This window comes from Streptomyces sp. NPDC042346, from assembly GCF_055581845.1.
On the sequence record NZ_JBVJEH010000001.1, the window covers coordinates 1,018,091 to 1,044,052 of the forward strand.

Consider the following 25,962-nt stretch of genomic DNA (forward strand, 5'->3'; position numbering starts at 1 on the left):
CCCGCGAAAACGCTCGTGCCCGGGGAAGGCGTCGTCACCTACGACGCCAAGCCGGTACGTATCCGCCTCGGCCTTTCCGATCCCGCGATTGAGAAGGTACCGCGCGGCGTCCGCCGTAAGTGCTGCCTGATAGGTGCTCGTCGCCTCCTCCAGCATCGCTCGTTGCGAGGCCGAGAGAGGCTGCAAGGGACTTGGCTCCGACAAAAGCTATCTCGTTCCCGTTGACGGTCGTCTCGTAGTGGATGATGAATTCGTAGCTGTCTCCGCTCGCCTGGCAGGAGTGGCATTTCCACAGCTGTCGGTCGAGGTTGTAGGAGAAGCTCGGCGTCCTGTCCTCATGGAAGGGGCAGGGGGCCATCCCCGTGGCCCGCTCGGGGTTGTAGTCGACGTCGTAGTGGCCGAAAACCGCTTCGAGGGCAGGTTTCTCCTCGCGGTCCCCGTCGTGACCTCGGTCGACTCGCCTGAAGTTCACGTCAGCATCCAATCCAGGTCTTCCATGGGGACCTCGAAGAACTCTTCGATCTCGAAGATCTCCTGGGCGTCGAATTCGTAGTCGCCCAAGCAATCGAGGAACGCTTCGAAGGCGCAAATCTCGAACTCGATCAAGCTATTCGCTCCCCTCGGAAGAATCCGCCGCCCGGGTCGAATCCGAGACTGGCCAGCCCGTCCGGGGCGGCGAACTCTTCGAAGAAGGACTCAAGTTCAGCTTGGAGTCTGACGAGTTCCGCCTTCTCCTCGTGGGTGATCACTCGGGGTCCAGGTCGAAATACTCCTCGACCGTGGTCAGCACGAACGCCTTCCTCCAGGACTTGCCGCGCCGCTTCACCACCACGACCGACTCGACGACGTCCAGGTCCAGGCCGCGGTGCTTGGCGAAGTTTTCGCGCTCCCGCATCGCCTCGTCGAGGAAAGGGCCGGGGGTGAACTTTGCGTTCTTCGCCTCGATGACGAGGTATTGGCCGTCGGACTCTCGGACGACAAGGTCTCCCTCGTCCTCGATGCCGGCCAGGCGGAGGCTCTCGACGTCTTCCCCGGCTGCCCGCAGCCCCTCGCGCAGGTCCGTCTCCCACTGGGCGCCCTTGCGCCGGTTCGCACGGTTGCGGTTCGCTATTTCAGTCACAGGTTAACATCCTCCCCTAAAAGAAACCCGCCTCTGCGGGTAGCTACAGGTTAACACGTTAGGCGTTTTCGAGCACCTTCGTTGGCGACCACGGCTGGACGGCCGAGGCCAGCGGTATTCGCCTCTCCAGCCGGGAGAACCGTGTCGACTCCGGATGGCAACGCATCGAGGCGTACCGCTTCGCCGTGGGGTCGCAGGGGCCCATCCTTTGCTTGATCACGGCCACCCGGTACTCCAGGCTCGTCGGGTCCAGAGCCACGGAGAGGGAAAGTTCCGGCTTCTCGCTCAGCCCGCCCTTGACCTGATCACGGGACGGCGGCGCCCACGGATCGGACTTCGCCTCCCACGACTTGTCGCTGGCGTGATGCAGGACCATCACCGTCGCACCCGTCGCGCGGGCCAACTCGGTGAGCCCGCTCATCACGGCCATCTGCTCGGTGTAGTCCGATTCCGCGGAGTCGAAATCCATGAGGTTGTCGAAGACGATGAGCTGGGGAAACGCGTCCCACAGCTCGATGAACGCCTCCAACTCCTCGTCCACGGCCTTCCAGGTGATCGGGCTGCCGAAGGCGAAGGTGATGCGGCTTCCGGCGAGGGCGGAGAGGTACTCCTGCCGATGCCGGCCGCCTGCGGCCATCCCGGCCTCGACCATCTCCGTGCTGTCGCCGGTCGCCATGCTGGCCAACCGTGACGACGCCGTGAAGGCGGACATGTCCGCGCTGAAGTACAACGTCGGCAAGTTCATCATCGCGGCCCAGTACAGGGCGAAGCCGCTTTTCTGAGTGCCGGAACGTCCGGCGATCATGATGACCTCGCCGTGGCGTGGCCGACAGCCGAGGCCGTACAGAGCCTCGAACGCCTCGACCCTCGGCAGCTCCTTCCCGGACTCGGCATGCAGGGCCAACGACCGTGCAGGGGTTAGCAATTCGCTTCTCCTTCCAGGGGCGAGGGGGCCGGTCCAACTTGACCGGCCCCCGTGCGGCGTGCGTCAGTCGAAGTCGGGCGCGGAGGCGACGGCGGCGCTCACCGCGGCCTCCCGCTTCGTGGCGTAGTCGATGACGGCCTGGCGGACCGTCGCGTCGTTCACCGGGCGCCACACCCACGCGGGATGGGCTCCGGGGCGCTTCGGGGGCACCTGCGTCACGGTGGCGATGGTGGCGCTGCCGACGACCGTCTCCAGATCACGGGCGAGAAGGGTCTGCTCCACGCGGGTGCCCATATTGACCTCGGGGGTCGCGCTGTCGAGCTGCTCGCGGGTCTTGAAGATCGCGATGTCGCAGAGCACCGAGTCCTTCGGGCCGTTCGGCGTCGGCCGCTGGCGGTCGAAGCTGTTGACCTCGATGAGGATGGCGACGGCGTCCTGGGCGTCCTTCGGCTTGAACCAGCCGCCGCCCTGGGTGGGGATGTCCTTGAAGGTCAGAGTCACTAAGTCTGTCTCCTGCTGTTCGGTTACTCGTTGATGTGCTGGGCGGGCGCCGGGCCCGCCTCGGTGTGGAGCGGCACCCCGTAGGGGGCGGCTATCCAGCTCCAGATGGACGCCGCGAGCAGCGCTGCGGCGACGGTGAGGACGAGGGCGGGGCGGCTCATGCTGCCTTCAGGGCGCGGCCCTTGGCCTTGTACGCGGCCATGACGCCCTCGTCGGAGAAGAAGGTCTGGTTGGCGGCCCAGAGCCGCTGGAGATCAGCGATCGAGGTCTGCTTGTCGATCTCGCCGAGAATCCAGCCGCTGGAGTCGTCCTTCTGTGCCGGCCGGTCGCTCTGCGCCTCGGCCCACGGGTCGCCCGCGCTCGTCGGTGCGGAGTCCACAGCGGCCTGGGGGATGATCCGGCCGCCGAGGAGTCCGGCGATGTTGCCCGCGCCGTGGGCCATGCTGGTCGCTTCCACCACCAGCTCGCTGAGGGTGAGACTCGTTACAGGTTCACTATCGAAGCCGAAATAGTCGATAATCTGTCCCCTGATGGCCGGAGGGGACCCCCGGAAGACGGCCCACGTGTCCTCGTAGCCTTTGCCGTACTTGATCGTGACGCTGATCGTGTTCTCGCTCGACTGACTCACTCCGTCCCTCTCGGTTCGTTGTTACAGGTTAACACCTTGGGTGCTGTTAAGCGGCCAGCACTTGCGTGATCCGGCTCACCCACGGTCGCATCGCGGTGCGTACGCCCCGCATCTGCCGGATGTCGCGCGCGAGCACGGCGGCCCGCCAGCCGATCTCCAGGTCCACCCAGTACAGCGTGCACTCGCCGGTCCCGGCGGGCAGGTGGATGATGATGCCCCAGCGCTGAGACACCTCCGGCAGCGGCCGGTACGCCTTCGCCGCTTCGGCGGCCGGCACGGCCGTGCGCTTCCATGAGGCCAGGGCCTTCTTGTCCGAGGCGTCCACGGGGTGCAGACCGTAGTCGTAGAACTCGCCCCGACTGTAGACAGCGAGCTGGGAAGCCATCTTCAGGGCTCCGTACTCGACGGACCCTGTCTTCAGGTCGCCGATGAACAGGCCCTCCAAGTGCTCGCCGTCCGGTCCGGGGCCGCTGTAGGAGAGCAGGCGATCGAAGGTGCCGCCGGTACCCAGCTCGGGCACCACGACGAACTGCTCGACCGCCCGCACGTCGAAGGCGGTCGTCTCGGCCATGTAGGCGGCCATATCGCGCACGTCGGATGGTGAGGCCGAGGGCGGTAGGGGCTCTCCGCGGTCGACGTACTCGGACAAGGTGTGTAGGTGTGTGCCCCGCTCACGTTTGTCGTGGGCGCCGGATAGGTCCACCGCGCGGTCGGCCAGGGCATTCAGGCGCCGCTTGTCCTCCGGGTCGTCGGGGTCCAGCTCGCGCGCCGCCTCCAGCAGAGACGGCCGCCGGGCCGTGCCCACCAGGGTCATGCGCCTGCCCCAGGCAGCGAGGGCCGTCTTGTCCTCGATCGCGTCAATGAACGTGGTCGTCCGGGTCAGCGCCTTCGGCTTGCCGCCCTCCTTCGGGATGACCAGGGGCCGGTCCCAGCCGTCACGCGGGACGTCCGGCGCGGCTCTGGGGATGTCTACGAACTGCACTCGCTGCTCTCCTCCTCGGGGTCGAACTCGAACCGGGCCAGCTCCATACGGATGCGCCCGTCTTCCAGGAAGAACGGCTCACCTTCGTCCTCGTCGAGCGGCTCCAGGCCCAGGGCCCGGATGGCTTCGAGGGCTGAGCGCACCCCTGCGGGTCTCACGTCCTGGTCGAGGGTCATGTGGTAGTCCCACGCCTCGTCGTTGACGTAGAGCGCGACGCCCTTGGCGACGCGCATGGTGTCCCCCCGGGACACAGTTGCGCTCATCAGGTAAGTCTCTCTGTGAACCTGTGACTCAGCTAGTTGTACGTCGGCTGTGAACCTGTGTCAACTTGCATCGTCACTCCCCGGGCAGCTCCCCTGACCTGCCCCCTAGGGGTGGTCTAAACCTAATGCGGAATGCGCGGTTCCAAACTCAGCCTGAAGAACGAGAAGCCCCCGTCGGTAGTCCGACGGGGGAATGATACGAACAGGCGTTCGAGTATGACTCAGTCCTGAGCCTTCCGGCCGGTGGCCACGGCGGGCGGGTGGATCAGCTCGTCATCGTCCTCGGTGCGGGGGAGCAGGAACCACCCGTCGGCCGTGTCCGGGTCGTAGTGAACAACGAGCCCCTGGGTGCGCAGCTCCTTCTTCCAGGAGGTCAGGCGCTTGGCGTCGGTCTCGGTCAGGTTCTTGCCGGCCCTCCGGCGCCCCTCGGCCCGGAGCATCATCACCGGGTACTCGTACCGGTGCTCCTCCTTGACCTTCCAGGGGATCAGCTCCGCGTTTCGAACGTTCCGGCGTGGCAGCTTCTTGCGACGGCGGAACGTGGACCACATCGCCTTAGTGGTCTCGGTGTTGTAGTGCTTCCTGTAGTACTCGATCATCCACGCGTAGGTCTTCCCTTCGAAGAACCACTGAATGACCTCGTCCTCGTCGACGATCTTCTTGGCGCCCATAATCCTCCTCCCGTCGCGCAACCTGTCATCCCTTGGGATGATCACTGACATTGGCCATGGTTGCGTAAGGTTCACTGAGCTGTCAAACTGTGACTGCTGCAAGATCGTCGGTGCTCGAACACCGGCCCCTAAAACGATGTGGCCCCGGTTGGCGCTCGAACGCTTCCCCAGGGCCACTGCCGAGGTGCTCGAACACTCTCGGCGTACACGAGGAGAGTGGACCTCCAAGTGCGTATTCAGCGTACTCCGCGGCGTGCCAATTTCACGATCGTGGGCAACGACGTGCTCCGCAACAGGAGCCTTTCCTTCACGGCCCGAGGAATCCTCGGCTACCTGCTCAGCCTGCCTGACGGGGCCGACGAGGACGTGCGCAAGCTCGCCGACAAGAACCCCGTCATCGGACGCGATGGCATCCGGGCCGCCGTGGATGAGCTGATCGAGGCGCGCTACTACTTCCGCCACACCTACCGGGACGCCCGGGGGCACATGCGGACTGCCGTCTACGTCTTCGACACCCCCCAGGACACCTTCACTCCGCTTCCCGTCCTGCCGGGAACCGGTGCGGCGACCCCTCGCCCGACGGGAACGCTCCCTTCGGTCGTTAAGGATCTCGGTTCTAAGAACGAGACCAAGACCCCTCCCTCCTCCCCTTCCGCCGCAGCCGAGCCCGGCATCGCGGGGGAGGGCGCTGGCGAGCTGGAACGTGCCGCCGCGCGGGTTCTCGACCGCCTCGCGTCCGTCGACAGCCGCCTGGCTCTGTCCGCCAAGCAGGCCGCCGCCTTGATCCCGCTCGCCGCGCAGTGGCTCCACCGTGGCGCGACGGTCGCGGAGATCACCGACGCCCTGACTCAGGGTCTGCCGCCGCGCGTCTACTCCGCGGCGAAGCTGATCGCTGACCGCCTGGGGCGCAAGCTGCCCGCACCCCGCCGTCAGTGGGAGACGTACGCGGACTGCGACGCCGATTGCGGACGACTCCTGCCCGCCGGACAGGAATCCGGCACCTGCCGTCACTGCGCCGAGGAAACCCTTGCTCGGGTCGCGGCCGTGCCCGACATCGGCGGCCCCAATGCCGCCTGGCACGCCGCCCGCGCCGCGATGCGCGCCGCCTGACGGCCCCCTCGACTCCTCCTCGCACCACCTTGAAAGGCACAGCTATGCCCCAGCACAACCGCCTGCCCTGGTACGCGTACGTCGTGGGCGCCGTCGTCCTCATCGTCGCCCTGGCCATGTCCGCCCCCGGCGAGTACCAGCTCGCCCGCACCGCCGGGTGGGGCGAGTGGGTAGCGGCCGGCATGCCCGTCTGCATGTCCGTCTACACGGCCTTCGCCGTGTGGTTCGTCGAGACCCGACGCAAGGGGGAGAAGGGCCGCGGAACCGCGATCGTCGGTGCTGTCCTGGCACTGGCGATGACCCTGTCCGGCCAGGTCGTCGCCCACTGGATCTCCGCCGGGTACATGGGCTCGTCGATGGCGCTGACGGCCGCCGTGTCCGCCGTACCCTCGATCGTCGTCGGCCACGTGGCCCACATGATCATTCGAGCCGCCCGCCCCGCCCCCGAGGCCGTGCAGCAGGCCGACCAGGCCGAGGGCCAAGAGCCGATACAGCCCACCCTCGACGGGGAGCTGCCGATCGACGAGGTCGCCGAGGCCCGCCAGCGCCGCAGCCCTGGCCGCCCCGGTCCCTCGATCGAGGACCTGAAGAATGCCGCTCGGACGATCAAGGCCGAGGGCAAGAAGGTCACGGGCCCCGCCCTGGCCAAGGCCATGGGCCGCGACCGCCGCCAGGGTTCGCGATACCTCCAGCGCCTCAACGAGGCGTCGACCGGCTGAGTCAAACCGCCCACCCCTCGCCGTACGGGACAATCCCGAAGTCGATGTCCCGTACGGCGAGGAGACACAAGAAGTGGAAGTACAGGTCACCGTGCTTGTCTGTGACGTATGCAAGAGGCGGGACGTGCCCGCAAAGAAGTACCTCCTGGCCGTCGGGGAGTCCGAGCCGAGACGGCGCGACCTGTGCGACGAGGACGCCGCACCCGTGCTCGCCGCGTTCGGCCTGCCGGCCGAGCAGCCGGAAACGGAGACGGCCCCCGAGCCCGAGCAGCCTGCGGCTCCGGCTGGACGTCGAAACGCCAGGGCCTCAGCGGCCAAGGCGGTGGCGACTCCCCCCGCCAGGAAGGCCGCAGCCAAGAAGGCAGTGAAGAAGACGACCGCCAAGAAGGCGACCGCCAAGAAGACCCTGGGCGCCCGGACGATGACACTGGCGGAGATCGAGGCCGAGAAGGCGAAGGCGGCGGGCGAGACGTCCTGAAACGCAAAGAGGCCCCCGCCGACCACGGAAGTCGGCGGGGGCCTGGTACTACTGCGGCTCCTCCTCGGAGCTGTCCTCGCTTGGCGCGACGACGCCGAGCGCGGTGAGTATCTGCACGATCACGGCCACCTCCGGGCTGTCGGCGTAGACGATGGACGCGATGCTGACGATCACACCCAAAGCGGCGAGGACCGCGCCGACGCGCGAGCGGTAGCGGACGGGGAGCAGGGCGACCAGACTGATCGGCTTGAAACCGGGGGTCTTCAGCTTGCTCATCGGCGGCCCGCCAGCTTCTGAAGGGCGACGAAGCCGCTCGGGCCGATCTTCGGGTCATGGGCGACGCCGACGGAGCGGTACCGCGGATTGGCGTCGTGGAAGCGGGCGACCGCCCGCTGGGTCTCCGGGCCGTAGAGGTCGGTGACCGCGCCCTTGATCGGGCCGAAGCCCGCCTTGATGAGGAGCTGCTGAAGCTCGCGGACCTGGGCGTGCCGGCCGCCGGGCTTCACGGCCGCCGACAGGGCCACGATGGTCGAGGCGGGCTTGGACGGCTCGTCGTTCTTGCCCTTGTAGGCCGGGTCGGCAGAGACGATCCCGGCGGCGAAGCGCGGGTACCCGTACCCGTACACGTAGGAGCTGCGGCGCTCGCGCTTCTTCAGGTAGACGCCATCGCCCTCGGCGCTCCCGTCGGCGTTGGTGTTGCCCTCGACGGTGTAGACGAACCGGTCGTCGTAGTCGTAGACGAGGCCGGTGTGGGTGCCACCGCCCTGGCCGAAGAAGACCTGGGCGCCGATCGCCGGGTAGGCGCTCCACCGGCCGCGCTGCTTGAACCAGGACACGCCGGTCGCGCAGGACGCAGTGCGCGGGTAGAGGTCGGCGAGTCCGGCCTTCAGCGCGCACCAGGACACGAAGGTCGCGCACCACGCCTGATTCTGGCTCCACTCCAGGCCGGGGACGGCCGGGCTGTACTTCTGCGAGTTGTTCCAGTGGCCACCGGACTTGCCCTCGTGGTAGCCGACTTCGCTCTTTGCGATCTTGATGATGGTCTGGACGTCACTCAAGGGGTGGGACTCCTTTGGGGCATGCGAAAGGCCCCGTCCGAATGGGCGGGGCCTGGGTCTTGGTGGTTGGGACTTAAGGGGTGGGGACAGAACTCGTCAGGTGCGCGTCGAGACGCTCGGCCACGGCGAGCCGCTCGATGCGCTCGTGAGACAGATCGGCCCGCAGGTCCCGGATGTCCCGGCTGTGGGCGGCCTGTCCCTCCAGGACGCGGTCGAGTCCCGAAATGACCCGGTCGACGTCATCGCGCAGGTTGGTGGAGTGGTCGTTGGAGACCTGGTCTCGGGCCTCCTGCGCGTGTGCGCGGACCTCGGCCAGGGCTGTCCCCTGGCGGCGGACCAGCTCCACGAGGACGCCGACCAGGGCCACGGTGACGGCCCCGCCAGCCGAGACGAAGGCGACCTGAACGGATGGCTCAAGAGGCACGGGCCAGCTCCTCGACGCGGGCCTCCAGCCGCGCGATACGGGCTGCCTGGTCTTGAACGACAGGGAGCAGGGCCACGCCCAGCAAGTCGTAGCGCAGGGCGTCGATACGGCCGTCCTCGTCGTACGTGACGATCTCGGGCAGCGTCTTCGCGACCTCTTCGGCGATCAAGCCGAATTCGTCCCGCCGAGCGTCCGGCTTCTCCTCGGTGGGCTTGCGGTCGTAGACCCGGGGACGCAATGCGAGAACGTCGTCGGGACGGATCTCGATGTCCCGGACGTTTTCCTTGTAGCGGATCGAGGACGTGTTGCGGCAGAACGTCCCGTCGCCCTCGACCCACACCGCGTACCAGGTCCCGGAGCCCGAAGCCGAGTTGGAGTGGGGCTTCTTCGACCCGTTGGCCCAGGAGATCGTGTCCCCGGCCTCCAGGTATCCGGAGTGCGAGTGGCTCGACGGTGGGAACGTGGTCGGCTTCGAGGTGACCGACGACCAGGAGTGCGAGTGCGTCGCGGGCGGATACGTGGACGGTGTCCCGGTGACGTCACTCCAGGCGTGCTTGTGCGCCGTCGGGGGCAGCGACGAAGGGCGGCCGGTGAGGTCGTCCCACGCGTGAGTGTGGGACGACGGAGGGAAGGCGCTCGGCTTGCCGGTCAGGCTTGACCAGGAGACCGATGCAACCAGCGGCACCCAGGCAGCGCCGTCCCAGAACTCCCACGTATCCGTGTCGTAGTTCAGCCCCAGCTTGCCGAAGCGTGGCGCGGTCGGACGGGTCCGGTTCACCCACGCCCCCACGGTGTTGCCGACGAACGCGCGCTCCTTGTCCACGGCCGCCGTGGTGATGGCGGTGACGTTGGCACCCACCGTGACGGTGGCGAGCGGGAGTTCGTAGACGCCAGTGTCCGTCTGGGACGGGGTCGGGATGGCTCCGCCCGCAGTCCCTTGGAGGACGGCCAGGACGATGCTGTTCGCGGCGGGGTCCAGGCGCAGGACGATGCGGTCGGACCGCGCCGACGTGCCGGCCGCTGCGATTGTGAGCGTCTCGACGGCCGTGGAGAGCACGGCGTGCCCGCGCAGGATGGCGAAGCCAGGCTGGACCTTGACGGTCATCGTGGCGCCGTCCGCGCTGACGCTGAAGGAGTTGGCGGTGCTGGAGGCGGCGACGCCGCTGTCTGCGGCCTCGCGGAAGAGCTGGGAGAACTGGGACTCGGTGACCGTCTGGCCGTCGAAGGGGTAAGACGTGATCGCCACGAGGGGCGGTCTCCTTTCAGAGGGACTGGTCTTCGGCGGCGCGCAGGAGCGGGAGCGCGGACTCCAGGTCGACCGGCAGGGCGCCGCGGACTGCCGTGACCGCAGCGCGCAGAATCGCCTCCCGCTCGGCGGACGTCAGGTCGGGGTAGGAGGCGTGGGGTTCGCTGATCGTCACCTCGACGGTGCCGAAGACCTTCTGTACTTCGCCGACGGGGTGCACCGGGATGGTGGCGGAGATGGGCTTCACGGGGGTCCTTCCTCCGTCACGCCACGGCGACCCAGAAGCGGTTGGCGCCGTTGAGCATGGACGAGACAGTGATTGAGGCGGGGGCGGTGGTGCCGCCCGAGGCGTAGTAGCCGAAGCGGCGCGTCGTGTTGAGCCCGAAGAAGTTGGGCGGCGCCCCGGCCGACGACTCGCTGGCCAGGAGCATCGGCCCGTCGCCAGCCGTGGTGTTGTACGTCATTCGCCAGGCGACGTAATAGATGCCGGGGGCCAGCGTGGCGGCAGAGGTGAGGGGCGAGCTGATGGCCGCCCCGCCGCCCGTGTGGACCTCGGCGGGCTCGTACGTTGCCGTGGACAGGTCCCCGGTCGCTCCGACGCGCGTTCCGGAGGCGTTGTAGATCGCCGCCCAGGACCCGGAGGTCAAGCCGCCCGCATAGCCGGTGGCGTGCCACACGATCTTGCTGACCTGGGTGGACTGCCGCAGTCGGACGGCGGTGACGCGGATGGGGCCAGATCCAGGGAACAGGCCGGTGCTGTTGGCCAGTGCCGGGTCGAACGCCCAGGCCGCCAACCCGTGGTCCTCCGGCCCCCACTCATCAGGTAGAAGGTCGGGAACCTGGGCGGCCGGCACGCGGCCGGAGGAGTCGAGGGAGGCGACACCGTTCACCGCGCCCCGGGTGCTGGAGGCGAGGGCGGCGACGTCAGCGGCCGTCAGGGTGACGGCGGGGCCGTCCTTGCCGTTGACGGAGGTCACCGTTCCTGTCGGCGCGCTGCCCGGTGTGATGACCGACCCGTCGCCTTGGCGGATCTTGAACACGCCGCCCTCGGAGTAGGCGATGACGCCGGTCGAGGTGGTGGTGCTCGTGGTCGGCACGGTGGCCGCGTCCTTGAGCGCCAGGACGCCGACGCCCCCGCCGGTATCGGCGTAGGCATCGCCGATGCGCAGGGACTTGTCTACGTACACGTTGCCGGTGGGGAACCGGAGGCTACCCGTCGCCCGGACTTCCATCAGGTTGGTCGTCTTGTCGGCCGCCTTGACGACCAACGGCATCTCGGACGACCCGGATGGCAGGCTGATGACGGCCGGGCCGGTGGCCGGTACGGCGTCGAGGTCGGCCGCGGTGAGGGTGAGCGCCGGACCGGCCTTGCCGTTGACGGACGTGACGCCGCCCGCGTCTCCCTTGGGGCCCTGCGGGCCGGTCGCGCCCTGCGGTCCGCGCAGGTTTCCGATGGCGCTGCCCCACCCGGTGGCGGAGCGCTGCCAGAGGTCTCCGGTGTCCGCGCGCAGGAGCATGTCGCCGGGCCGGGTGTCCGTGCTGGAGGTCGAGCCGGTGTTCACGTACCAGGCGGCACCCCGCACGTCCCCGGTGGCCTTCGTCCATGCGCCTGCGGACTTCGTCCAGTAGGTGACGGTGGCGCTGGTGACGCCGAGGAACGTGGTCGACGTGGCCTGTATGTAGAAGTCGCCGTCCCGGCCGAGTCCGGTCTCGGGGGCGGCCTGGCCGGTGAAGACGGCGCTGCCCGCGCTGCCTGTGGCTCCGGTGTCTCCGCGCGGTCCGGCGGGGCCTGCTGGCCCGGTGCTTCCGGCGGGCCCGGCGGGTCCGGTGGCGCCGGTCGGGCCGACGACGCCCTTGTCTTCCGGCGCGGGCCATACGGTGAGCCCCATCAGGCCACCTCCACGCCGCTGATGTGCACGAGTGCCTGCGCGGCGTTGCCCTGCACGTCGATCTTGTCGCCTTCCGCGAGCACCTGGCGGACGTCGAGGGAGAGGACGCCGCCGGGGGCGAGGCCGACGTTGGACAGCAGGGGGACGCCGCCGAGGCGGACGGTGATGCTGGCGGCGCTGGCGGCCGGGTTGGTGGCGACGATGTTGGTGATGATCGCGACGCCGGACGGCGGCACGGTGTAGACGGTGGTCATGCCGGTCGGGAGGGCGGACCGGTAGAACGCCTTGGGCGTGTTCGCCACTAGAAGACCCCCATGAGGCTGAGGAGTTGGCCGGCAGGGTCGGCGCCGCCTTCGGCGGTGCGCTCCAGCGCGGAGACGCGGCGCTCGGTGCTCTGCGCGTGCCGGGTGGATGCTGCGCGCGGGTTGAAGCCGGTCGGGTCGCCGAACAGGGCGCCGACCTGGAATCCCTGATCGCCCGCCTTGAGGACCAGGCCGGTTACGGGGGCGGTGAGTTCCTGGCCGCCCGCGATGACGCAGACGCGGTCTCCGAGCCCCCAGTCCTTGCCGAACTCCATGGCGCTGTCGGCCACCGGCACGGCTTGGACGGCGGTTCTGGTGAAGCCCTCGTCGGCCAGCAGCTCGTCGCCTGCCTGCTTCAGCTCGGCCTTGTCGTCGGTGTTGCGCTGGTCGACGAACCGCTCGATGCGGCGGCCCCAGTCCCCTTCGGCCTCCACTGAGGCGGCATTGTCGACGGGGACGAACGTGCGGTCGGCCTGCTCGCCCTGGCCTGCCACGATGACGCGGGTTGCGCCGGGGGTGGAGACCGCGACACGTTGACCGGCGAGGGTGCCGGCCAGCACGTCGAGCCGGACCTCGCGGGTTCGGTCGGCCACCTGGGTCGTCTCGAAGACGAGCTGCTTGCCGCGCTGCACGATCCGGAAGGCGAGGTCGGCGACGGTCGCGATTCCGGTGAGCAGCTCCCCCAGGGTCGGGAAGCGTGCGCTCTTGGACACGACTGGGCCGCGCGCGCCGTTCGGGCCCATGACCAGCCCTGCCCGACGTCGGGCCGCTGGGGCGGCGGGGCCGCAGTTGGCGTTGACGTACGCGTGCATGAGCGATTCCGCGGGGCCGCTGCGCTCGTCGTGGCCGGTCTTCTGGGTGGTGACGTCGGGGTTGGACGGCTCGGGCCAGGCGAGCATGTCGAGGAGGATCACCGAGTCCGAGACGCCCTCGAAGACGATGGAGCCGAAGCGGTCCTCGGGGCTGGCCGCGTACTCGGAAGAGGTGACCGGCCCCGACATCAGAACGTCGCCGGGGCCGGTGATGATGAGCCCCGAGCCGGGCAGGCGCAGGGTGTCGGCGAGCGGGTGCTCGGAGGGGAGCGTCAGCTTGAACGTGCCGACGTTGTTGAACGTGTCCTCGACGTCGAGGGAGAGATCCTCGGGGCGAATCAGGCCGATGCGGGTGAGGGTGCGGTCGCGCACCTCAACCGTGAGGTCCGTGAGCTTCAGGTCAGATCACCATCCAGCGGCGCGGGCGCCAGGAGCAGACGACGCGGGAGGCCGCAGTGGTGTCGAGGAGACGGACGGCAGCTGTGGACACGCCGGGCGGGACCGTCCAAAAGCGCGGCGCGGTGTCGAGGAGCGCGTACCTGTTCGCGCCCTTGCCGTCCCTTACGGTGCCCGTGCGGGTGTCGACGGTGAGCTTCTCGGTGCTCGACAGGGAGCCGGTCCAGCGCAGCGTCTCGCCGGTCGGGGAGACGACCGTCAGGTCACGGCCGGGGCCGTAGACCTCCCACACCGGGTAGGCCGGCACGTCGCCTGTGTTGTCGAGCTGGATCTCGCCGATGGCCTGCGACGCCGCGAGGGGGAGGGAGACGATGCTCGACAGGAACGGCGTAGTGCCCACGTCGCCCCCGACCCGCTGTGACGAGACGGTGCTCGCCGTGAAGTACGGGTCGGGGGCGCGGAACGAGATCGTTGTCTGGACATCGTTGGTGCCTGCGAGGTCGATCTCGCCGCCGCCGGTCCGGTAGACGGGCGTCGACCAGCGCACCCCCGCGTCGTCGACCAGGACGAGGGAGCACTCCTGCGCGACCGCGCGCGCCAGGCGCGAGATCAGGCTGCTCAGGTGTCGGCGGCTGCGGCCGACGATGTCCAGGGGCAGGTCGACATCGCGAGACAGAACCCGCTGTCCCCGGAAGCGGGAGCCGTCTCCGGCTCCCTCCAGCCACTGCGCCGAGACGGACGGAAGACCGAACCCGGTGGCTCCGACCGTGGCCTGGAAGCCGTATCCAGTGCTGGCCACCTCGTTGAGGTCGAGCGCGTCGCGCTCGGTTTCCAGTAGGAGTGCAGTCACTCACCACCCCACCATTCGTGCACGGTGAGCCGCCGCGAACAGTTCCTCGTGGGAGCTGAGCGAACTGCCCGCCGCTGCGTAGTAGTTGAGAACCTTGGTCGTGCCGCCCCCGGCGGCGGAGATGCCGCCCGTGATGGCGGCGGTGGCCGCTCGCGCGGCGTGGGCGTAGTCCGCGGAGCCGGGACGCGCCGTGATGGCGTCGACCGCCTTCGCCACGCGGTCCGCCTGGCCTTCGATGCCCTGGGCGAAGCCCTGGCCGACGTAGCCGCCGAGCTTGGCGAACACCCTGCTCGGGCTGTGGATGCCGAGGCTCTTCTTGATCGCCGCCACCATCGCGTCGGCGATCTTGAGCATCTGCCGCTCGATCGCCTTCTGGTTGGCTTCGAGGCCCTTGACGATGCCTTCGGCCACGGCGATGCCGTTGGCGTACATCGCGTCCGACGCCGTCTTCCCGGCCTGCTGCGCGTACTTGGCAAGCTCGGCCTGGAGGCGGTTGATCTCGTCGATGCCGTCCTTGCCGGCCGCCGCGATCGACTCGGCCGCAGCGAGTCCGGCCTCGGGGCCCGCGCTCGCGATCTGGTCGATAGCGGTCTGGCTCAGGCCCTTCGACTTCAGGACCGCCAGCGCCTTGGCGAATCGTTTCGCCTGATCGACCGCCGCCTTGAGGTCGGTGACGATCCCGCCGAAGGAGGAGTCCTTCGCCTTCGTCACGTCGCCCGTGGCGATGATCCGGTCAGCGACCCGGCCGGCATAGTCGGCAGCCTCGTCGCGCAGCTTGTCGAGCTTGTCGCGCGCGGCTTCGAGGCGCTTGGCGCCCGCGTCCCACTGCGCGGTGAGCTTCAGCAGCTCGCTGCGGTCCCGGTTGACGCGGTCCTTCAGGCCCTTCGAGGCGGTGGAAGGGATCTTCGCCGTGAGGTCCGTGAGCGACTTCTTGACGTTGTCGTACTCGGACTCCAGGCCCTTGATCAGGCCCTTGATGATCAGCTTGCCCGCGTCGTAGAGAAGGACCGCGTCCTTCTTCGGCGGGCCCTTCCACGAGGTGAGCTTGTCGGTCAGGTTGCCGAGGGTCTCCTTGACACCGCCGAACATCGAGGTGATGCCCTTGATGAAGCCCTTGATCAGTTCCTTGCCCGCGCTCAGCAGGGTGGAGCCGAGGTCGGAGAGGGCCGACTTAGCCTTGCTGGGCAGCTCCTTGACGAACTTGATCGACTGATCGACGCCATCCTTGATGGCCTGCCAGAGTGCCTTGGCTCCCTCGACCGCCTTGGTCTTGATCGCGTTCCAGGCGTCGATGAAGAACTGCTTGACCGCGTTCCAGCCCGAGGACCAGGTGGAGCGGACACTGCGAAGTCCGTCGTCGATGTAGCCCTTGATGGCCGTCCACGCGACGCCGAGCCCACCGCGGATCGCGTTCCAGATGCCCGTGAAGAATGTGCGGATTCCGGACCAGCCGAACTCCCAGACGCCCTTGACGAGCGCCATCCCCTTCTTCAGGACTCCGAAGATCCCGATGTTGATGATGATCTTGAAGGCGCCGACGATGATGTCCCAGATCCCGGAGAAGATCTGCTTGACACCGTTCCAGGCGCGGGACCAGTCGCCCGTGAAAACGCCTGCGAAGACTTCCCAGACGCCCATGATCACGTCGAGGACGCCGGTGATGACGTCCACGATGCCGTCGAGCGCCATCGCCAGCGCGCCGATGATGAAGTCAGCGACGAACTGCAACGCCGGTACCAGGACCGGCATGATGAAGTTGACGACCTGGATCAGCGCCTGGAGGAAGGGCTGAAGGGCCTCCGAGACGCGGTTGAACGCGTCGACCAGCGGCGGCAGGCACGCGGCGACGATGTACTCGAAGAGCGGGATCAGCGGCGTGATGACCGCCGCGAAGAGCTGCGTCAGCAGCTCCACGACCGGAGTGACGGCCGTGATGATCGCCGAGAAGGCCGTCGCGAGGAGCGGCAGGATCGGGGCCAGGCCCTCGATCAGCGACGCGGCGAGCGGTGCGACCGCCGCCAGGATCGTCGTGAACAGCTCCGCGATGGGCGGCAGGATCGTGCTGAGCGCCGAGAACGCGGTGCCGAGCGCTGCCCCGACGACCGGGACGAGCTGGGCGAAGATCGGCGCGACTTGCCCGATCGCCTCCGTGAGGGCTCCGCCCAGCAGGGCGATGATCGGGATGACCGCCGGGGCCAGGGCGGTGAAGGCGTTGGCCAGGGGGACGAGCGCGGCGGCGACGAGCGGGCCGAGCATCGTCGCGAAGGCGCCGACGACCTCCATCAGGGCGCCGAACGCCTGGCCCAGCGGGGCCATGGCGGGGGCGAGCGCGCCAACGGCATTCTGGATGCCGTTGAACATGGCGACGACGCCACTGAAGACCGCAGGCTGAGCCAGCGCGCCAGCGACCGCCGCGAGGGCCTGGCCGATGGTCGCGCCGACCTGCGGCAGGATCGCCGTGAGCAGGTGACCGAAGGTCGTGAAGAACTGCTCGACCGCCGGACCGGAGACGGTCGCGATCTGCTGCATCGCGGCGTGCGCCGCCGCGAAGACGTTGGTCAACCCCTGCTGAAAACCAGGAGAGTCGACCGTGGTGTGAATCCGCTCAAGGGTGCCGGCCAGCATCCCGAGCGAGGAGCCACCTGCGGCCTCTGCCGCGCGGGCGATACCGGCGAGGATGCCGCCCGTGTGCTGAAGGACGGAGCCGAGATCCTGAAGGGCTCCGATACCCTCGTCGATCTCCTGCTTGAGTCCGTCCTCGCCCTTGCGCTTGAGGAAGTTGTCGAAGCGCTCGCTGATCTGGACGAACCAGTTGGCCAGCGAGGGGAGGTAGCTGGTGCCGACCTTGCCCAGCGTCGCGATGATCGACGCGAAGGTGTCCGTGCCGGCCGAGGCGTTCGCGATGGACTCGGACAGGTCCGAGAACATCTGGTCGAGCGCCGGGGAAAGCGAAGTCCCCAGGTTGGTTGCGAAGCTCCCGAAGAAGCCGCCCAGCTCGGTCGCGGTCTGAGAGACGCCGTCGCGGAAGCGCGGCAGCAGGTCGTCGACGACCGTGCGGATGGGCTCGGCAGCCTTGGCCCAGAAGTTCTCCGAGATCGTGTCCTGGAGGCCCGAAAGGGCCCCCTTGACCTCGGGGAGAACCTTGTTGAAGTCGCGGAAGGCCGCGATGGTGACGCCGAGGCCGACGGCCATCCCGCCGAAGAGGCCGGGCAGGAGCAGGCCGGTGTAGCCGATCTGCGCCAGGCTTGCCGACAGCGCGGCGAGGTTGGAGGCCGCGGTGAGGCCCCAGCCTGCGAGACCGGCGACGGCCAGGCTCAGGGACCCGATGATCGGAACGCTCTTGTCGAGGTTCCGCAGCGTGCGGCCGAGCTTCTCGAACATCGAGTTCAACACGCGGGCGCCGGACAGCGCAGCCAGGGCCGCACCGACCTTGGCGACGGCCCCGTTGTCCAGGTCCGGGATGATCGGGACCGTGCGCGGCCGGGTGAGGACCTGAAGGCGGGTTGAGATCGCGAGGCCGGAGCCGTGCGCGAAGTCGGGTTCGACCTTGACCTTCAGCGGGCTGATGTCGTCAGCCCAGTCCTTGAGCTTGCGCTTGACTCGGTCGGCGGACTGCTGGTCGAGTTCCAGCTCGACCTTGCCGGCCGCCTTGAGGTTGTCGACCTTGAACGAGACGCGCTCGCGGTTCGCCCGCTGCTGAAGCTCGCGGGCCGCGTTGCGGACGGCCGTCGCCATGCCGTCGGTGGAGATCGTCGTGTAGAAGCGGATCTTGCGAGCGTCGCTCTGCTTGTTCCGCTTGTTGATCTTCCGCAGCTCTTCGAGGAACTCCCGGCTCGCGCCGCTCATGTCGATCCGCGTCGACACCTTGAGCTTTTCGAGCTGCTGCTCGATGCGGTCGAGCTGCTTCTCGGCATCCCGCTTGAAGTCGCGGGTGTCGGGGGACACCTTGACGGCGACGCGGCCGATGATCTGGCCCGCTGACAAGGGCTACCTCCGCTGAAAGTGCTGGTAGAGCTGGGCCACGGTGGTGGGCCGCTTGGCCGCCTTCTTCGCTGCCTTCGCCTTGGGGCGGGGGAACGGCGGGATCTTGGGGGCCTTGTTCTTGGCCCACTGGCCAGTGGCCCGGGTGTTGGCGTTGAGGGCGTCGAAGAGATCGGCAGCCAAGTGCCGATCCGCGCCCCAGCCGAAGTGCTGCCTGCCGCCCGCTGCCAGGGCGACGGTCAAGGAGGTGTCAGGCAGCCTCGCCACGAGGAGGAGGACGAGAGCGGGCGAGGGCCCCCGGCCCGCGATCACGTCGGCGAGGTCAACGCCGTAGTAGTGCCGCAGGTCCCCGTACAGGCCCTCGCCGTAGTCGTCGATCAGTCGCGCGAGGCCGAGGCTTCCCCCACCTGGGCGCCCCGGCCGTACCGGTCGAAGACCTCGGCCAGGACGGCGAGGTCACCGGACACGGCAGTCAGGAGGCGTTCCGCGGCCTTCGGGTGCTCGGCGACCAGGCGGATCGCCTCGGACAGAAGCTCCTCCTGGTCGGCGTCGTCGGCGCCCATCCGGTCCTGGAGGTCGGAGAGCGCGGTGCGGGACGCCTTCGGCAGGCGCAGAGGGTTGAGCAGGCGAATCGTTTCCTCGCCCAACTCGATGTCGGTGGAGCCGTACTTCGCCTCGGCGGCGGTGCGGATGCTGTCGAGCGTGAAAGAAGCCATGGGGTGCGGACCTCCAGGTATCGGGGGTGGGGCGGACCGGGGGGAAGAGCCCGGCGCGAGCGGGTCCGCGCGCTCGCGCCGGGAGGAGAGGGAGGGAGGGAGGGTCAGGCCGCCTTGCCGGCCGCCCACGCGGTGCCGTTCCAGAACGCCGTCGAGGAGTCCGCGAGATCGACGTACTGGCCGGTGGTCCACTTCGCGGTGGGGGTGGCGATCACCGAGGCGAGGGCGGCGAGATCCGCAGGGGCCACGGCGCCGGTCGGCGTGAAGGAGCCGGGCGTGCCTGCCGAAGCGCCCGTGGCGACAGTGCCGCCGAGCGGGGTCACTGCGTAGGTCCAGACGTTGTTGCCGTAGACCATGGGCTTCACGGCCAGGGGCAGACCGGCGAGGGACTCCGTGTCGCCAATGGCCATGTCGTCCGCGCGGTAGATCTCTGCCTTCGGGGCGTAGACCGCAAAGTGCGACTCGCCATCGACGAAGACCGCGAGAAAGGCCGACTGGGTCGGCTGGGGGTCGGCCGGCACACCAACCGAACCGTCCGGAAGGAGTGGTGCGTTGGCGCCGAAGTAGAGCCGGAGCGCAGCCGTGTCGAACTGGTTCAGGGTGAAGGTGATCGACTCGGTCCGGGCCGAATACTTCGTCCGGAGGCTCTTGTTCTGAAGCGTGCCGATCGTGGTGGCTTCGCCGCCCTCGGATGTGATTCCGAAGACATCCTCAAGTGAGGTGTGGCCGACGTTCTGCCAGGGGGAAACCGGCACGAGAAGGTCATCGGGCATGGAAGTTCCGACGGGGGCCGTCAGATAGTTTCCGTTGCCGACAACGAGAGTTGCGTTGTCGTTGAGCGCCAAGAAGGAACGTCTCCTATTTCGCGCACGCCAGAGACCCCGCCGAAACAGCGGGGCGCGTGCGGGTTGGACTAAGGGAGGGGGAAAGGGCGCTGCCGGGGCTTGCGAATCTGGATGTCGAAAACCGACTCGTATCTCCACACGCCCGTGGGCAGATCCGCGTATTGCACGGGCCCGGTCGCGGTGGCCCAGTCGCTCGCCCTGCGAGGGGAGGAGTTCATGTCCACGCGGGTGATGTGGCCCCTGCCGGGGATCACTTCGTGGTTGAGCCAGGAGTCGCGCAGGACGACGCGCACGGCCTCGGAGAGGATCGCGGCATCGGAATCGCCGTCGGGGTCCTCGGCGAAGCAATTCACCACGACCCGGGCGGCGTCGGTGAACCGGGTGTCTGCCGCCCACTGTCCGAATGTCGGGTCGCGGCGTACCAGGACGAGCGGGAATGTCTCGTGTCGGTCGATGAGCGATTTCACGCGAACGCCCGGGAGTCCCTTGCGGAGGACGGCCAGCAATAGGTCTTCAACCGGCGAGAGTTCGGCGAGTGCCTTGATGTGATCAGGGATGCCGGCCACTAGTCGAGCTTCACCTTCCCCTTGCGCTTCTTGGGGAGATTCGAAGCAGTGGCGAGAATGTAGAGACCGTCCATTGCGGGGAGTACGTCGAGGTACTTCCGGCCGTGCTTGTCTTCCCGGACGATGACGGACTCTTCGCGGCCGTATTCGATACTGAGCGCGGCCTTCTGTCCGCGATCGTCGGAGAGGATCACGTACCGGTTGTTGTCGCCCGCCTCGATGTCGATTTCGGCGTGGCCGTCCGCGCGGTGCGAGATCAGGATCTCCTCGGCTCGTACGCCGATTTCGAATGCGCGGCGCGTCAGCTCGGCCTGGACGCCGTCGTGTACGGCGATTGCCTTTGCGAGGCTTCGGGCACCGATTGTCGGGTAGACCTGTGCCATCAGGGCCGCTCCCGGATGTCGATGGACCAGTGACGCGTGCGGCGGGACCCGTGGTGGTAGGCGGGAGGGGAGACGATGTCCCACTGGCGGCCCGCGTACTCGACGCGGGACCAGAGCGAGACGCCTTCCAGGTGAGCGTCCACGACCATCCGTGTCACGTTGATCTGCTGCTGGCCGGGGACCTCGGCACGGGCTGAGCGCTGGGGGATGAACGCGGCCCGGACTTCGACGGGGCCTTTGGGGTCGGGCATGGTGACCTGGTTGCCGCGCGAGTCGGTAACCTCGATGGTCCGCCAGACCCGGGCCTTCTGGCCGCGTCTGCGCTGGAGGCTCACCAGGGCCCCCGGTCAGAGGAGAACATCGGGAACCGGGCCCCGTCGTAGTCGACGGGCACAAGGCCGCCCACGCCGGGGCGGATGGTCGTGTCCCAGGAGCTGACGACCACGCTGACCAGGCCGGGCCGGGTGCCGGCCAGCCCCTCCAGGAGGCGCTTCTCCTCGGTGGTGAAGTGCACGGTGCCCGCGTCGTGGCCGAGGTCGGACCAGGCGAGGGTCTCGTCTCCCGCCCGGCTCTGGGTGTAGCCGCCGGGGTTGCTCATGTAGCGTGCCGCCGCCTTGAGGACGAGGGTGCGAACGAGCTGGGGAGCCCGGTCTGCCGGCCAGTCACGCCCGTAGGCCGCAGCGAGCGCCGAGGCGTCTTCCAGGGCTCCCGCTGCGATGCGCAGCTCATCGTCGTCTGGCTCCCAGTCGAGACGGCCCAGCAGGTCGTCGAGTGTGGCGTACGCCAAGCTGACTCCTTCGGTCAGGCCCGACGGCCGTGCGTCCCTTGTTACAGGTTCACACGGCCGTCATGGCTCGATCAGGCGTTGGCCGGGTCGCCCTCGGGGACGCGGCCGGTCGGGGTCCAGACCTTCGCGTCGCTGATTCCCGTGATCTTGGCCAGCTCGGACGCCGCCTCGGGGTAGTCCGACTTGCCGTCGAGCGTCAGCTTGATGCCGCGCACGAAGTGCTGGTCGGTGGAGATGACCTCCTTCTCCTTCACCGAGTCCCATCCGACGAGGGTGTCCTCGACCGAGCGGAAGCCCTGATAGCAGTTCACGATCGAACGGTCCTGGAAGAACTCGCTGTCGTAGTCGCGAAGCCAGCGGAGGGCCAGGCCCTCGAAGCTCGTGGTCGCGCCGAAGGGAACCGACTGCGGGACGGACGGGGCCGCCGAAGCGAAGATGAAGCCGCTCTGGGCGAACGCGTAGGCACTATCCGCCGGAATCGTCTGGTCGACGATGAAGCGGAAGCCGTACCGGTTGCCCAGCGTGGCGTTCACGAGGGCGGACTCTGCCTGGCTGTCGCCGACGTTGGACGCCAGGTTCAGGTCCGGGTCGGACAGCAGGACGGTCTCGAAGTCGGAACCGACGACCATGTAGCGATTGCCCTCGGGCACGTTGAACTTGTTGAGCACGCGCCGGGCCTCGATGATCGCCTTGCGCATGGCCTGTTCGGTGTTGCCGATGGTCACCGCGTAGGGCTGGTCAACCAGGGTCTTCGTCGCCCGTCGTGCGAGGCCGCGGGCGATGGCCTTGACCTGGGGCCGCAGGAGCTTGCCCCACTGCGGGATGTCGAAATCGGCCTGCTCGTCGGTGAGCTTGACACCGTTGTAGACGTTGCCGCCGAAGGTGACCGGGATCGTCCGCTCCGCGTACTCGTCGAACACGACGCGCTGACGGGTGCCCGGGGTCGAGCTGCCGGCCGAGCCGGAGCGCCACTCGTAGTCGTGGAAGGGCAGGACGCCTTCGACGGTGACGTTGATCGTGTCGTTCTTGGCGCCCTTGAACTTGTCGACGCCCTCCTTGGTGAAGAGGTTCGGAACGACGAGTTCCTGCTCCAGCATTCCGATGGCCGTAGCGATGAGCTTTTCCGGCTTCACCACCATGTGTTCGGCTGTCACTTAGCCTCCTGGGGCATAAAAAGAGCCCCCGGGAGACCGGAGGCGTGGAAACGGAGTCGGGAGGCTGTCCGTTACAGGTTAACAGCCTGGGTGTGAATCAACGGCGGGTGAGGCGCGCGAGCTTGCGCGGGTCCATCTCGCCGTCGTCCTCGTCGGCGGGGTTCAGCCCGCCGGAGAGAGTGGGGGGCATGGGAGGGGCGACGAGCGCCTGGAGGGCCTTGGCGTGCGCCTCCAGCTCCTCGTGGGTGTCGCCCTTCAGGGCGTCGGCCAGGATCTCGGGCAGCTCGAACTTTCCCGCGACGCGGGTCACCAGGAGCGAGCGCTCCAGGGCGGCGTTCTGCTGCTTCACCTCGGTCAGGGCGGCCTCGAACTCTTCGGGCGACTTGGCCTGGGAGAGCTTCGTCTCGGCGTCGCGCAGCCGGGTGCGGTATCCGGCCGCCTCGTTGCGGACCTTCACCAGCTCCTTGCGCGCCCACTCGGGGAGGCCGTCCTCGGCCGTCTCGGCGCTGGCCTCCGCAGAGGGGGTCTCCTCCTCGCTCGGCGTGCCGGGCTTCTCGTCGTCCTGGACGGGCTCGTTGGGGGTGTCTTCGGGCACGTCACGCCTCCTGGGCTGTGGTCGTGGTCTGCCGCGCCTCCAGGGCTGCGGCTCGCTGCTTCTGGCGGATGAACCGGCGCCAGACGCTGATCGCGTCTTTGCCGGTGTGCCCCTTGGTGACCTTCGGCCACAGGGCTTCGTACTGCCGTGAGAGCGCTGTGAGTTCGCTGGACTGGTACTGATCTCGGGACCAGACCGGCATGGCGTAACACGCGCAGTTGTCGTGGTACTTGTCGCCGTCGTTGAACGTGGCGGACTGGCGGCTCTTGTAGACCGGCCCCCGGCTGATGAGCATGGCGCACCAGCCGCATGGGGTACCTGACCTGGATAGACGCACATAGCCGAGCGCCCGTCCGTCCTTGCGCATGTGGCGCCAGGTGCTCGACCGCCCGCCGTTCATGGCGACGCGGCTGGCTGCGGCGGCCTGCCGTGCTCCGGCCTGCCGGTGCGCGTGCGCGCGGGCAGCGTCGGCGTCCCTCGCGGGTTGCTCGTCGTCGACCTCGGCCAGACGCCGGTTCAGGTTCCGAGTGCCAAGAGCGTCGAGCGCGGAACGGAGTTCCTCCTCTGCCTCGCGCTCGGCCCGCTCTTCCTCTTCACGCAGCCCGTCGAGTTCCTCGACGGTGATCTGCTCCCAGTCGTCGTCATCGTCATCGTCATCGTCGTCGCGGCGGGGCCGGTCGGCTTCGTCCTCGGCCTGGTCGTCGGGCGGGGTGGAGGAGGCTTCCCCGGGCTCGCCGGTCGCGGCCTCCTCTGCCCCCGAAGTCGCAGGCCGGTACGTGCCGGCCAGAGCCCCGAACTCCCGGCGAAGATCCCCGAGCGTGATGTGCTCGGGCTCCGGGTGGTACGGGTCGGCGACGGTCGTCCCGGTCTGGAGTGCTCGGGCCAGCCGGTAGTACGCGCGGGCCAGGTCGCGGGCCTGGCGCCTACGGCTCATCACCATCGTGATGGCCTTGCGGAGCCAGCCGCCCGCCGTGGCCGCGCGGAGGTCGGCCGGCACGTCCGCCCACAGGGACAGGGCCTCGACCGTGGTCTGGGCGCCGATCTCCACGAGCGCCGCGTGGAAGGCCGCGGATGCCTCGTCCGTCTCGGACTGCCGGGCGGGACGACTCACGCAGCCACCTGCTGAACGCCGGTCTCCTGCTCGGGAGTTGCCCGCGTGAGGGCGCCCGCGAGCTGTGCCACGGAGTCGTCGTCCTCACGCATCTGCTCCCAGTCCTCAAGCTCGGTCTGGGTGACGCCGGGGACCCTGCGCCACAGTCCGCGCTCGGGGATGCCGAGCTGCGTGCGCAGCTTGCCGAGGGCGTCTGCGGCCTGGCCCAGGCTGCGCGACTCCATGTCGCGCCAGACGACCTCGCCCTTGTAGTCCTCGGCGGCCGAGGCGTTGCCGGCCAGCTCGGCCGCGAGCCGGAAGACCCTCTCCCAGGACTCGCCGAAGCTCGTACGGAACTCAGCGATCTTCCTGCTCAGGGCCACCTCGGCGGCCTGGAGGGCCTCGGCGCTCAGGTTGGCGATCTGCCCAAGTAGGTGATGCGGCGGCACCTGCGCGAGGGCGCTCAGGTGGCGGATACTCATGTCGATCGAGTCGATGAAGCCCTGCAACGGGGTTTCGTCCAGCGAGCCGAAGCGAACGTCCGGGTCCTCGGCGAACAAAAATCGCCTGCTGTTGTGGTTGATCCGGAGCGGGATCGGATTGCCGTCCGTGTCGAGGACGGGCTCGCCAGTCTCAGGGTTGCGCTGGACCGGCGGGGCCATGCCGGTGACCGTCCGTACCTTGGTGCTGCCGTAGCTCTGCGCCAGCAGAAGATCGAAAACGGTCTGGTTGATGCGGTCTTGGAGGGCGATCATCGGCTCGATGACGCCCAGGGTGCGACCTTCCAGGTCGACGTAGGCGGAGAACCGGGTGACCGGGCACTCCGCGGCTCCGTGCGGGCGCCGGGCCTGCACGCGGATCGACTTCTCGTCGTTCAGTGCGAGGAAGCTCACGGCGTACTCGCGTCGGGCATCCCACAGCCGGGCTTCGCCCGGCTGCTCACCCTGCGGCCAGGCCGTCACCGTGAGGGCCGCCGCCGGGGTGTCGTCGTTGGCCGCGTCCTCGAACAGCGCCGCCGTCTTGAGGGCGGACAGGCCCCGCGTGACGACCTCCCCGGCCTGGTTGCGCTCCGTCACGGTGAAGCTGTGCCCGTAGGCCAGGGCGCCCCGGTAGATGGCGGCCTGACGTGCGTCGAGTCGAGATGCCTGCCAGTGCTCCCACTCGGGAGTTGTCGAGTCGGGGCCGCTGGCCTCGCCCGACCCGCCACCCTGGCGGTGACCGTCCACGTAGAGGGCCTGCGCGGGCGTTCCGACGAGCAAGGGCATCCAGTTCGAGACTGCACGCCGGGCCAGCAGGCGGTACTCGTCGTCCGCCTGGGGCGGCATGTACGGGTCCGCGTGCCGGCCGTGGAGGTAGGCGTCGATGTGACGCAGCCGGTCGCCGTCCCGGTGCAGGATGCCCAGAAGCTGTCGCGCGAGCGACAGGGGAGAAGGGCTGGCCATGGATCACCGCCCTTTGTTACAGGTTAAGA

General features: G+C 68.5%; 34 protein-coding genes. 3 read left to right on the top strand and 31 right to left on the bottom strand.

The genetic code is table 11. The features are described 5' to 3' along the window. Positions 1 to 34 precede the first annotated feature (34 nt). The 10 genes from ACZ6K0_RS04795 to ACZ6K0_RS04840 all read right to left on the bottom strand — a co-directional run bounded on the left by ACZ6K0_RS04795 (position 35) and on the right by ACZ6K0_RS04840 (position 5,141). Positions 35 to 484, bottom strand: a complete 450-nt coding sequence (locus tag ACZ6K0_RS04795; RefSeq protein ID WP_469575079.1) for a CHC2 zinc finger domain-containing protein — start codon at positions 482 to 484, stop codon at positions 35 to 37. Beyond that, positions 469 to 606: a hypothetical protein gene (locus ACZ6K0_RS04800; protein WP_469575082.1), complete on the bottom strand. Its 138-nt coding sequence runs from the start codon at positions 604 to 606 to the stop codon at positions 469 to 471. The genes ACZ6K0_RS04795 and ACZ6K0_RS04800 overlap by 16 nt, the downstream gene beginning before the upstream one ends. A 139-nt stretch (positions 607 to 745) precedes the next feature. Beyond that, positions 746 to 1,120, bottom strand: a complete 375-nt coding sequence (locus ACZ6K0_RS04805; RefSeq protein ID WP_469575084.1) for a hypothetical protein — start codon at positions 1,118 to 1,120, stop codon at positions 746 to 748. 58 nt (positions 1,121 to 1,178) lie between these two features. Next, the gene (locus ACZ6K0_RS04810) at positions 1,179 to 2,045 is read right to left on the bottom strand and encodes an AAA family ATPase (RefSeq protein ID WP_469575087.1); all 867 of its coding nucleotides are present in this window, start codon (positions 2,043 to 2,045) and stop codon (positions 1,179 to 1,181) included. A 63-nt stretch (positions 2,046 to 2,108) separates the two neighbouring features. Further along, positions 2,109 to 2,546: a hypothetical protein gene (locus ACZ6K0_RS04815; RefSeq protein ID WP_469575089.1), complete on the bottom strand. Its 438-nt coding sequence runs from the start codon at positions 2,544 to 2,546 to the stop codon at positions 2,109 to 2,111. A gap of 23 nt (positions 2,547 to 2,569) precedes the next feature. Next, positions 2,570 to 2,707, bottom strand: coding sequence for a hypothetical protein (locus tag ACZ6K0_RS04820; protein WP_469575092.1), 138 nt, complete (start codon positions 2,705 to 2,707; stop codon positions 2,570 to 2,572). Continuing rightward, complete coding sequence (locus tag ACZ6K0_RS04825) at positions 2,704 to 3,003, bottom strand: hypothetical protein (protein ID WP_469575095.1); 300 nt, start codon at positions 3,001 to 3,003, stop codon at positions 2,704 to 2,706. The genes ACZ6K0_RS04820 and ACZ6K0_RS04825 overlap by 4 nt, the downstream gene beginning before the upstream one ends. Before the next feature lie 217 nt (positions 3,004 to 3,220). Further along, positions 3,221 to 4,156, bottom strand: a complete 936-nt coding sequence (locus ACZ6K0_RS04830) for a hypothetical protein (RefSeq protein WP_469575097.1) — start codon at positions 4,154 to 4,156, stop codon at positions 3,221 to 3,223. Beyond that, a complete protein-coding gene (locus tag ACZ6K0_RS04835; protein ID WP_469575099.1) occupies positions 4,144 to 4,419 on the bottom strand; it encodes a hypothetical protein in 276 nt (91 codons plus the stop codon). The genes ACZ6K0_RS04830 and ACZ6K0_RS04835 overlap by 13 nt, the downstream gene beginning before the upstream one ends. A 221-nt stretch (positions 4,420 to 4,640) precedes the next feature. Next, complete coding sequence (locus tag ACZ6K0_RS04840; protein ID WP_469575101.1) at positions 4,641 to 5,141, bottom strand: hypothetical protein; 501 nt, start codon at positions 5,139 to 5,141, stop codon at positions 4,641 to 4,643. A 219-nt stretch (positions 5,142 to 5,360) separates the two neighbouring features. Between ACZ6K0_RS04840 and ACZ6K0_RS04845 the strand changes: the two genes are divergently transcribed. From ACZ6K0_RS04845 to ACZ6K0_RS04855, 3 genes are all read left to right on the top strand, one after another. Further along, on the top strand, positions 5,361 to 6,200 hold the full coding sequence (locus ACZ6K0_RS04845) for a hypothetical protein (protein WP_469575104.1): 840 nt from the start codon (positions 5,361 to 5,363) through the stop codon (positions 6,198 to 6,200). Between the two features lie 44 nt (positions 6,201 to 6,244). After that, positions 6,245 to 6,919, top strand: a complete 675-nt coding sequence (locus tag ACZ6K0_RS04850) for a hypothetical protein (protein ID WP_469575107.1) — start codon at positions 6,245 to 6,247, stop codon at positions 6,917 to 6,919. 124 nt (positions 6,920 to 7,043) lie between these two features. After that, positions 7,044 to 7,397 carry a hypothetical protein gene (locus ACZ6K0_RS04855; RefSeq protein ID WP_469575109.1) on the top strand — a complete coding sequence of 118 codons (354 nt, stop codon included), beginning with the start codon at positions 7,044 to 7,046 and terminating at the stop codon, positions 7,395 to 7,397. Between the two features lie 48 nt (positions 7,398 to 7,445). Here ACZ6K0_RS04855 and ACZ6K0_RS04860 read toward each other — a convergent pair whose 3' ends face one another. The 21 genes from ACZ6K0_RS04860 to ACZ6K0_RS04960 all read right to left on the bottom strand — a co-directional run bounded on the left by ACZ6K0_RS04860 (position 7,446) and on the right by ACZ6K0_RS04960 (position 25,933). After that, positions 7,446 to 7,673 (bottom strand): DUF7439 family protein, encoded by a 228-nt coding sequence (locus ACZ6K0_RS04860; protein WP_469575111.1) that lies wholly within the window; start codon positions 7,671 to 7,673, stop codon positions 7,446 to 7,448. Next, positions 7,670 to 8,455, bottom strand: a complete 786-nt coding sequence (locus tag ACZ6K0_RS04865; RefSeq protein ID WP_469575114.1) for a C40 family peptidase — start codon at positions 8,453 to 8,455, stop codon at positions 7,670 to 7,672. Before ACZ6K0_RS04865 ends, ACZ6K0_RS04860 begins: the two co-directional genes overlap by 4 nt. 73 nt (positions 8,456 to 8,528) lie before the next feature. Further along, positions 8,529 to 8,879, bottom strand: a complete 351-nt coding sequence (locus ACZ6K0_RS04870) for a DUF2746 domain-containing protein (RefSeq protein ID WP_469575117.1) — start codon at positions 8,877 to 8,879, stop codon at positions 8,529 to 8,531. Continuing rightward, positions 8,869 to 10,125 carry a tail fiber domain-containing protein gene (locus ACZ6K0_RS04875; protein ID WP_469575119.1) on the bottom strand — a complete coding sequence of 419 codons (1,257 nt, stop codon included), beginning with the start codon at positions 10,123 to 10,125 and terminating at the stop codon, positions 8,869 to 8,871. Before ACZ6K0_RS04875 ends, ACZ6K0_RS04870 begins: the two co-directional genes overlap by 11 nt. A gap of 16 nt (positions 10,126 to 10,141) precedes the next feature. Then, positions 10,142 to 10,372 carry a hypothetical protein gene (locus ACZ6K0_RS04880; protein WP_469575122.1) on the bottom strand — a complete coding sequence of 77 codons (231 nt, stop codon included), beginning with the start codon at positions 10,370 to 10,372 and terminating at the stop codon, positions 10,142 to 10,144. 16 nt (positions 10,373 to 10,388) lie between these two features. After that, a complete protein-coding gene (locus tag ACZ6K0_RS04885) occupies positions 10,389 to 12,014 on the bottom strand; it encodes a hypothetical protein (protein WP_469575124.1) in 1,626 nt (541 codons plus the stop codon). Next, positions 12,014 to 12,316 carry a hypothetical protein gene (locus ACZ6K0_RS04890; RefSeq protein WP_469575125.1) on the bottom strand — a complete coding sequence of 101 codons (303 nt, stop codon included), beginning with the start codon at positions 12,314 to 12,316 and terminating at the stop codon, positions 12,014 to 12,016. Before ACZ6K0_RS04890 ends, ACZ6K0_RS04885 begins: the two co-directional genes overlap by 1 nt. Beyond that, a complete protein-coding gene (locus tag ACZ6K0_RS04895) occupies positions 12,316 to 13,500 on the bottom strand; it encodes a siphovirus ReqiPepy6 Gp37-like family protein (protein ID WP_469575127.1) in 1,185 nt (394 codons plus the stop codon). The genes ACZ6K0_RS04890 and ACZ6K0_RS04895 overlap by 1 nt, the downstream gene beginning before the upstream one ends. 28 nt (positions 13,501 to 13,528) lie before the next feature. Further along, entirely contained in the window at positions 13,529 to 14,374 is an 846-nt protein-coding gene (locus ACZ6K0_RS04900) for a phage distal tail protein (protein ID WP_469575129.1), read from the bottom strand. Further along, positions 14,375 to 18,358, bottom strand: coding sequence for a phage tail protein (locus ACZ6K0_RS04905; RefSeq protein ID WP_469575132.1), 3,984 nt, complete (start codon positions 18,356 to 18,358; stop codon positions 14,375 to 14,377). Positions 18,359 to 18,361: 3 nt separating this feature from the next. Further along, the gene (locus ACZ6K0_RS04910) at positions 18,362 to 18,622 is read right to left on the bottom strand and encodes a hypothetical protein (protein ID WP_469575134.1); all 261 of its coding nucleotides are present in this window, start codon (positions 18,620 to 18,622) and stop codon (positions 18,362 to 18,364) included. A 110-nt stretch (positions 18,623 to 18,732) separates the two neighbouring features. Next, positions 18,733 to 19,071, bottom strand: coding sequence for a phage tail assembly protein (locus ACZ6K0_RS04915; protein WP_469575136.1), 339 nt, complete (start codon positions 19,069 to 19,071; stop codon positions 18,733 to 18,735). Positions 19,072 to 19,175: 104 nt separating this feature from the next. Next, complete coding sequence (locus ACZ6K0_RS04920; RefSeq protein ID WP_469575138.1) at positions 19,176 to 19,916, bottom strand: phage tail tube protein; 741 nt, start codon at positions 19,914 to 19,916, stop codon at positions 19,176 to 19,178. Between the two features lie 68 nt (positions 19,917 to 19,984). Continuing rightward, complete coding sequence (locus ACZ6K0_RS04925) at positions 19,985 to 20,482, bottom strand: hypothetical protein (protein WP_469575140.1); 498 nt, start codon at positions 20,480 to 20,482, stop codon at positions 19,985 to 19,987. After that, positions 20,482 to 20,865: a DUF5403 family protein gene (locus ACZ6K0_RS04930; RefSeq protein WP_469575142.1), complete on the bottom strand. Its 384-nt coding sequence runs from the start codon at positions 20,863 to 20,865 to the stop codon at positions 20,482 to 20,484. The genes ACZ6K0_RS04925 and ACZ6K0_RS04930 overlap by 1 nt, the downstream gene beginning before the upstream one ends. Then, the gene (locus ACZ6K0_RS04935) at positions 20,865 to 21,200 is read right to left on the bottom strand and encodes a phage head-tail adapter protein (RefSeq protein WP_469575144.1); all 336 of its coding nucleotides are present in this window, start codon (positions 21,198 to 21,200) and stop codon (positions 20,865 to 20,867) included. The genes ACZ6K0_RS04930 and ACZ6K0_RS04935 overlap by 1 nt, the downstream gene beginning before the upstream one ends. Further along, complete coding sequence (locus ACZ6K0_RS04940) at positions 21,197 to 21,652, bottom strand: hypothetical protein (RefSeq protein WP_469575147.1); 456 nt, start codon at positions 21,650 to 21,652, stop codon at positions 21,197 to 21,199. The genes ACZ6K0_RS04935 and ACZ6K0_RS04940 overlap by 4 nt, the downstream gene beginning before the upstream one ends. Before the next feature lie 71 nt (positions 21,653 to 21,723). Beyond that, complete coding sequence (locus tag ACZ6K0_RS04945) at positions 21,724 to 22,806, bottom strand: hypothetical protein (protein ID WP_469575149.1); 1,083 nt, start codon at positions 22,804 to 22,806, stop codon at positions 21,724 to 21,726. A gap of 97 nt (positions 22,807 to 22,903) precedes the next feature. Next, complete coding sequence (locus tag ACZ6K0_RS04950) at positions 22,904 to 23,401, bottom strand: hypothetical protein (RefSeq protein WP_469575151.1); 498 nt, start codon at positions 23,399 to 23,401, stop codon at positions 22,904 to 22,906. Position 23,402: 1 nt separating this feature from the next. Next, positions 23,403 to 24,512 (bottom strand): VG15 protein, encoded by a 1,110-nt coding sequence (locus tag ACZ6K0_RS04955; RefSeq protein WP_469575153.1) that lies wholly within the window; start codon positions 24,510 to 24,512, stop codon positions 23,403 to 23,405. Then, positions 24,509 to 25,933 (bottom strand): phage portal protein, encoded by a 1,425-nt coding sequence (locus tag ACZ6K0_RS04960; RefSeq protein ID WP_469575155.1) that lies wholly within the window; start codon positions 25,931 to 25,933, stop codon positions 24,509 to 24,511. The genes ACZ6K0_RS04955 and ACZ6K0_RS04960 overlap by 4 nt, the downstream gene beginning before the upstream one ends. Positions 25,934 to 25,962 lie beyond the last annotated feature (29 nt).

Bases quoted from the DNA above. Each gene is read 5' to 3' on its own strand.
- ACZ6K0_RS04820 (WP_469575092.1), bottom strand. From the start codon at position 2,707: ATGAGCCGCCCCGCCCTCGTCCTCACCGTCGCCGCAGCGCTGCTCGCG.
- ACZ6K0_RS04835 (WP_469575099.1), bottom strand. From the start codon at position 4,419: ATGAGCGCAACTGTGTCCCGGGGGGACACCATGCGCGTCGCCAAGGGC.
- ACZ6K0_RS04840 (WP_469575101.1), bottom strand. From the start codon at position 5,141: ATGTCAGTGATCATCCCAAGGGATGACAGGTTGCGCGACGGGAGGAGG.
- ACZ6K0_RS04850 (WP_469575107.1), top strand. From the start codon at position 6,245: ATGCCCCAGCACAACCGCCTGCCCTGGTACGCGTACGTCGTGGGCGCC.
- ACZ6K0_RS04860 (WP_469575111.1), bottom strand. From the start codon at position 7,673: ATGAGCAAGCTGAAGACCCCCGGTTTCAAGCCGATCAGTCTGGTCGCC.
- ACZ6K0_RS04885 (WP_469575124.1), bottom strand. From the start codon at position 12,014: ATGGGGCTCACCGTATGGCCCGCGCCGGAAGACAAGGGCGTCGTCGGC.
- ACZ6K0_RS04915 (WP_469575136.1), bottom strand. From the start codon at position 19,071: ATGGCTTCTTTCACGCTCGACAGCATCCGCACCGCCGCCGAGGCGAAG.
- ACZ6K0_RS04930 (WP_469575142.1), bottom strand. From the start codon at position 20,865: ATGGCACAGGTCTACCCGACAATCGGTGCCCGAAGCCTCGCAAAGGCA.
- ACZ6K0_RS04960 (WP_469575155.1), bottom strand. From the start codon at position 25,933: ATGGCCAGCCCTTCTCCCCTGTCGCTCGCGCGACAGCTTCTGGGCATC.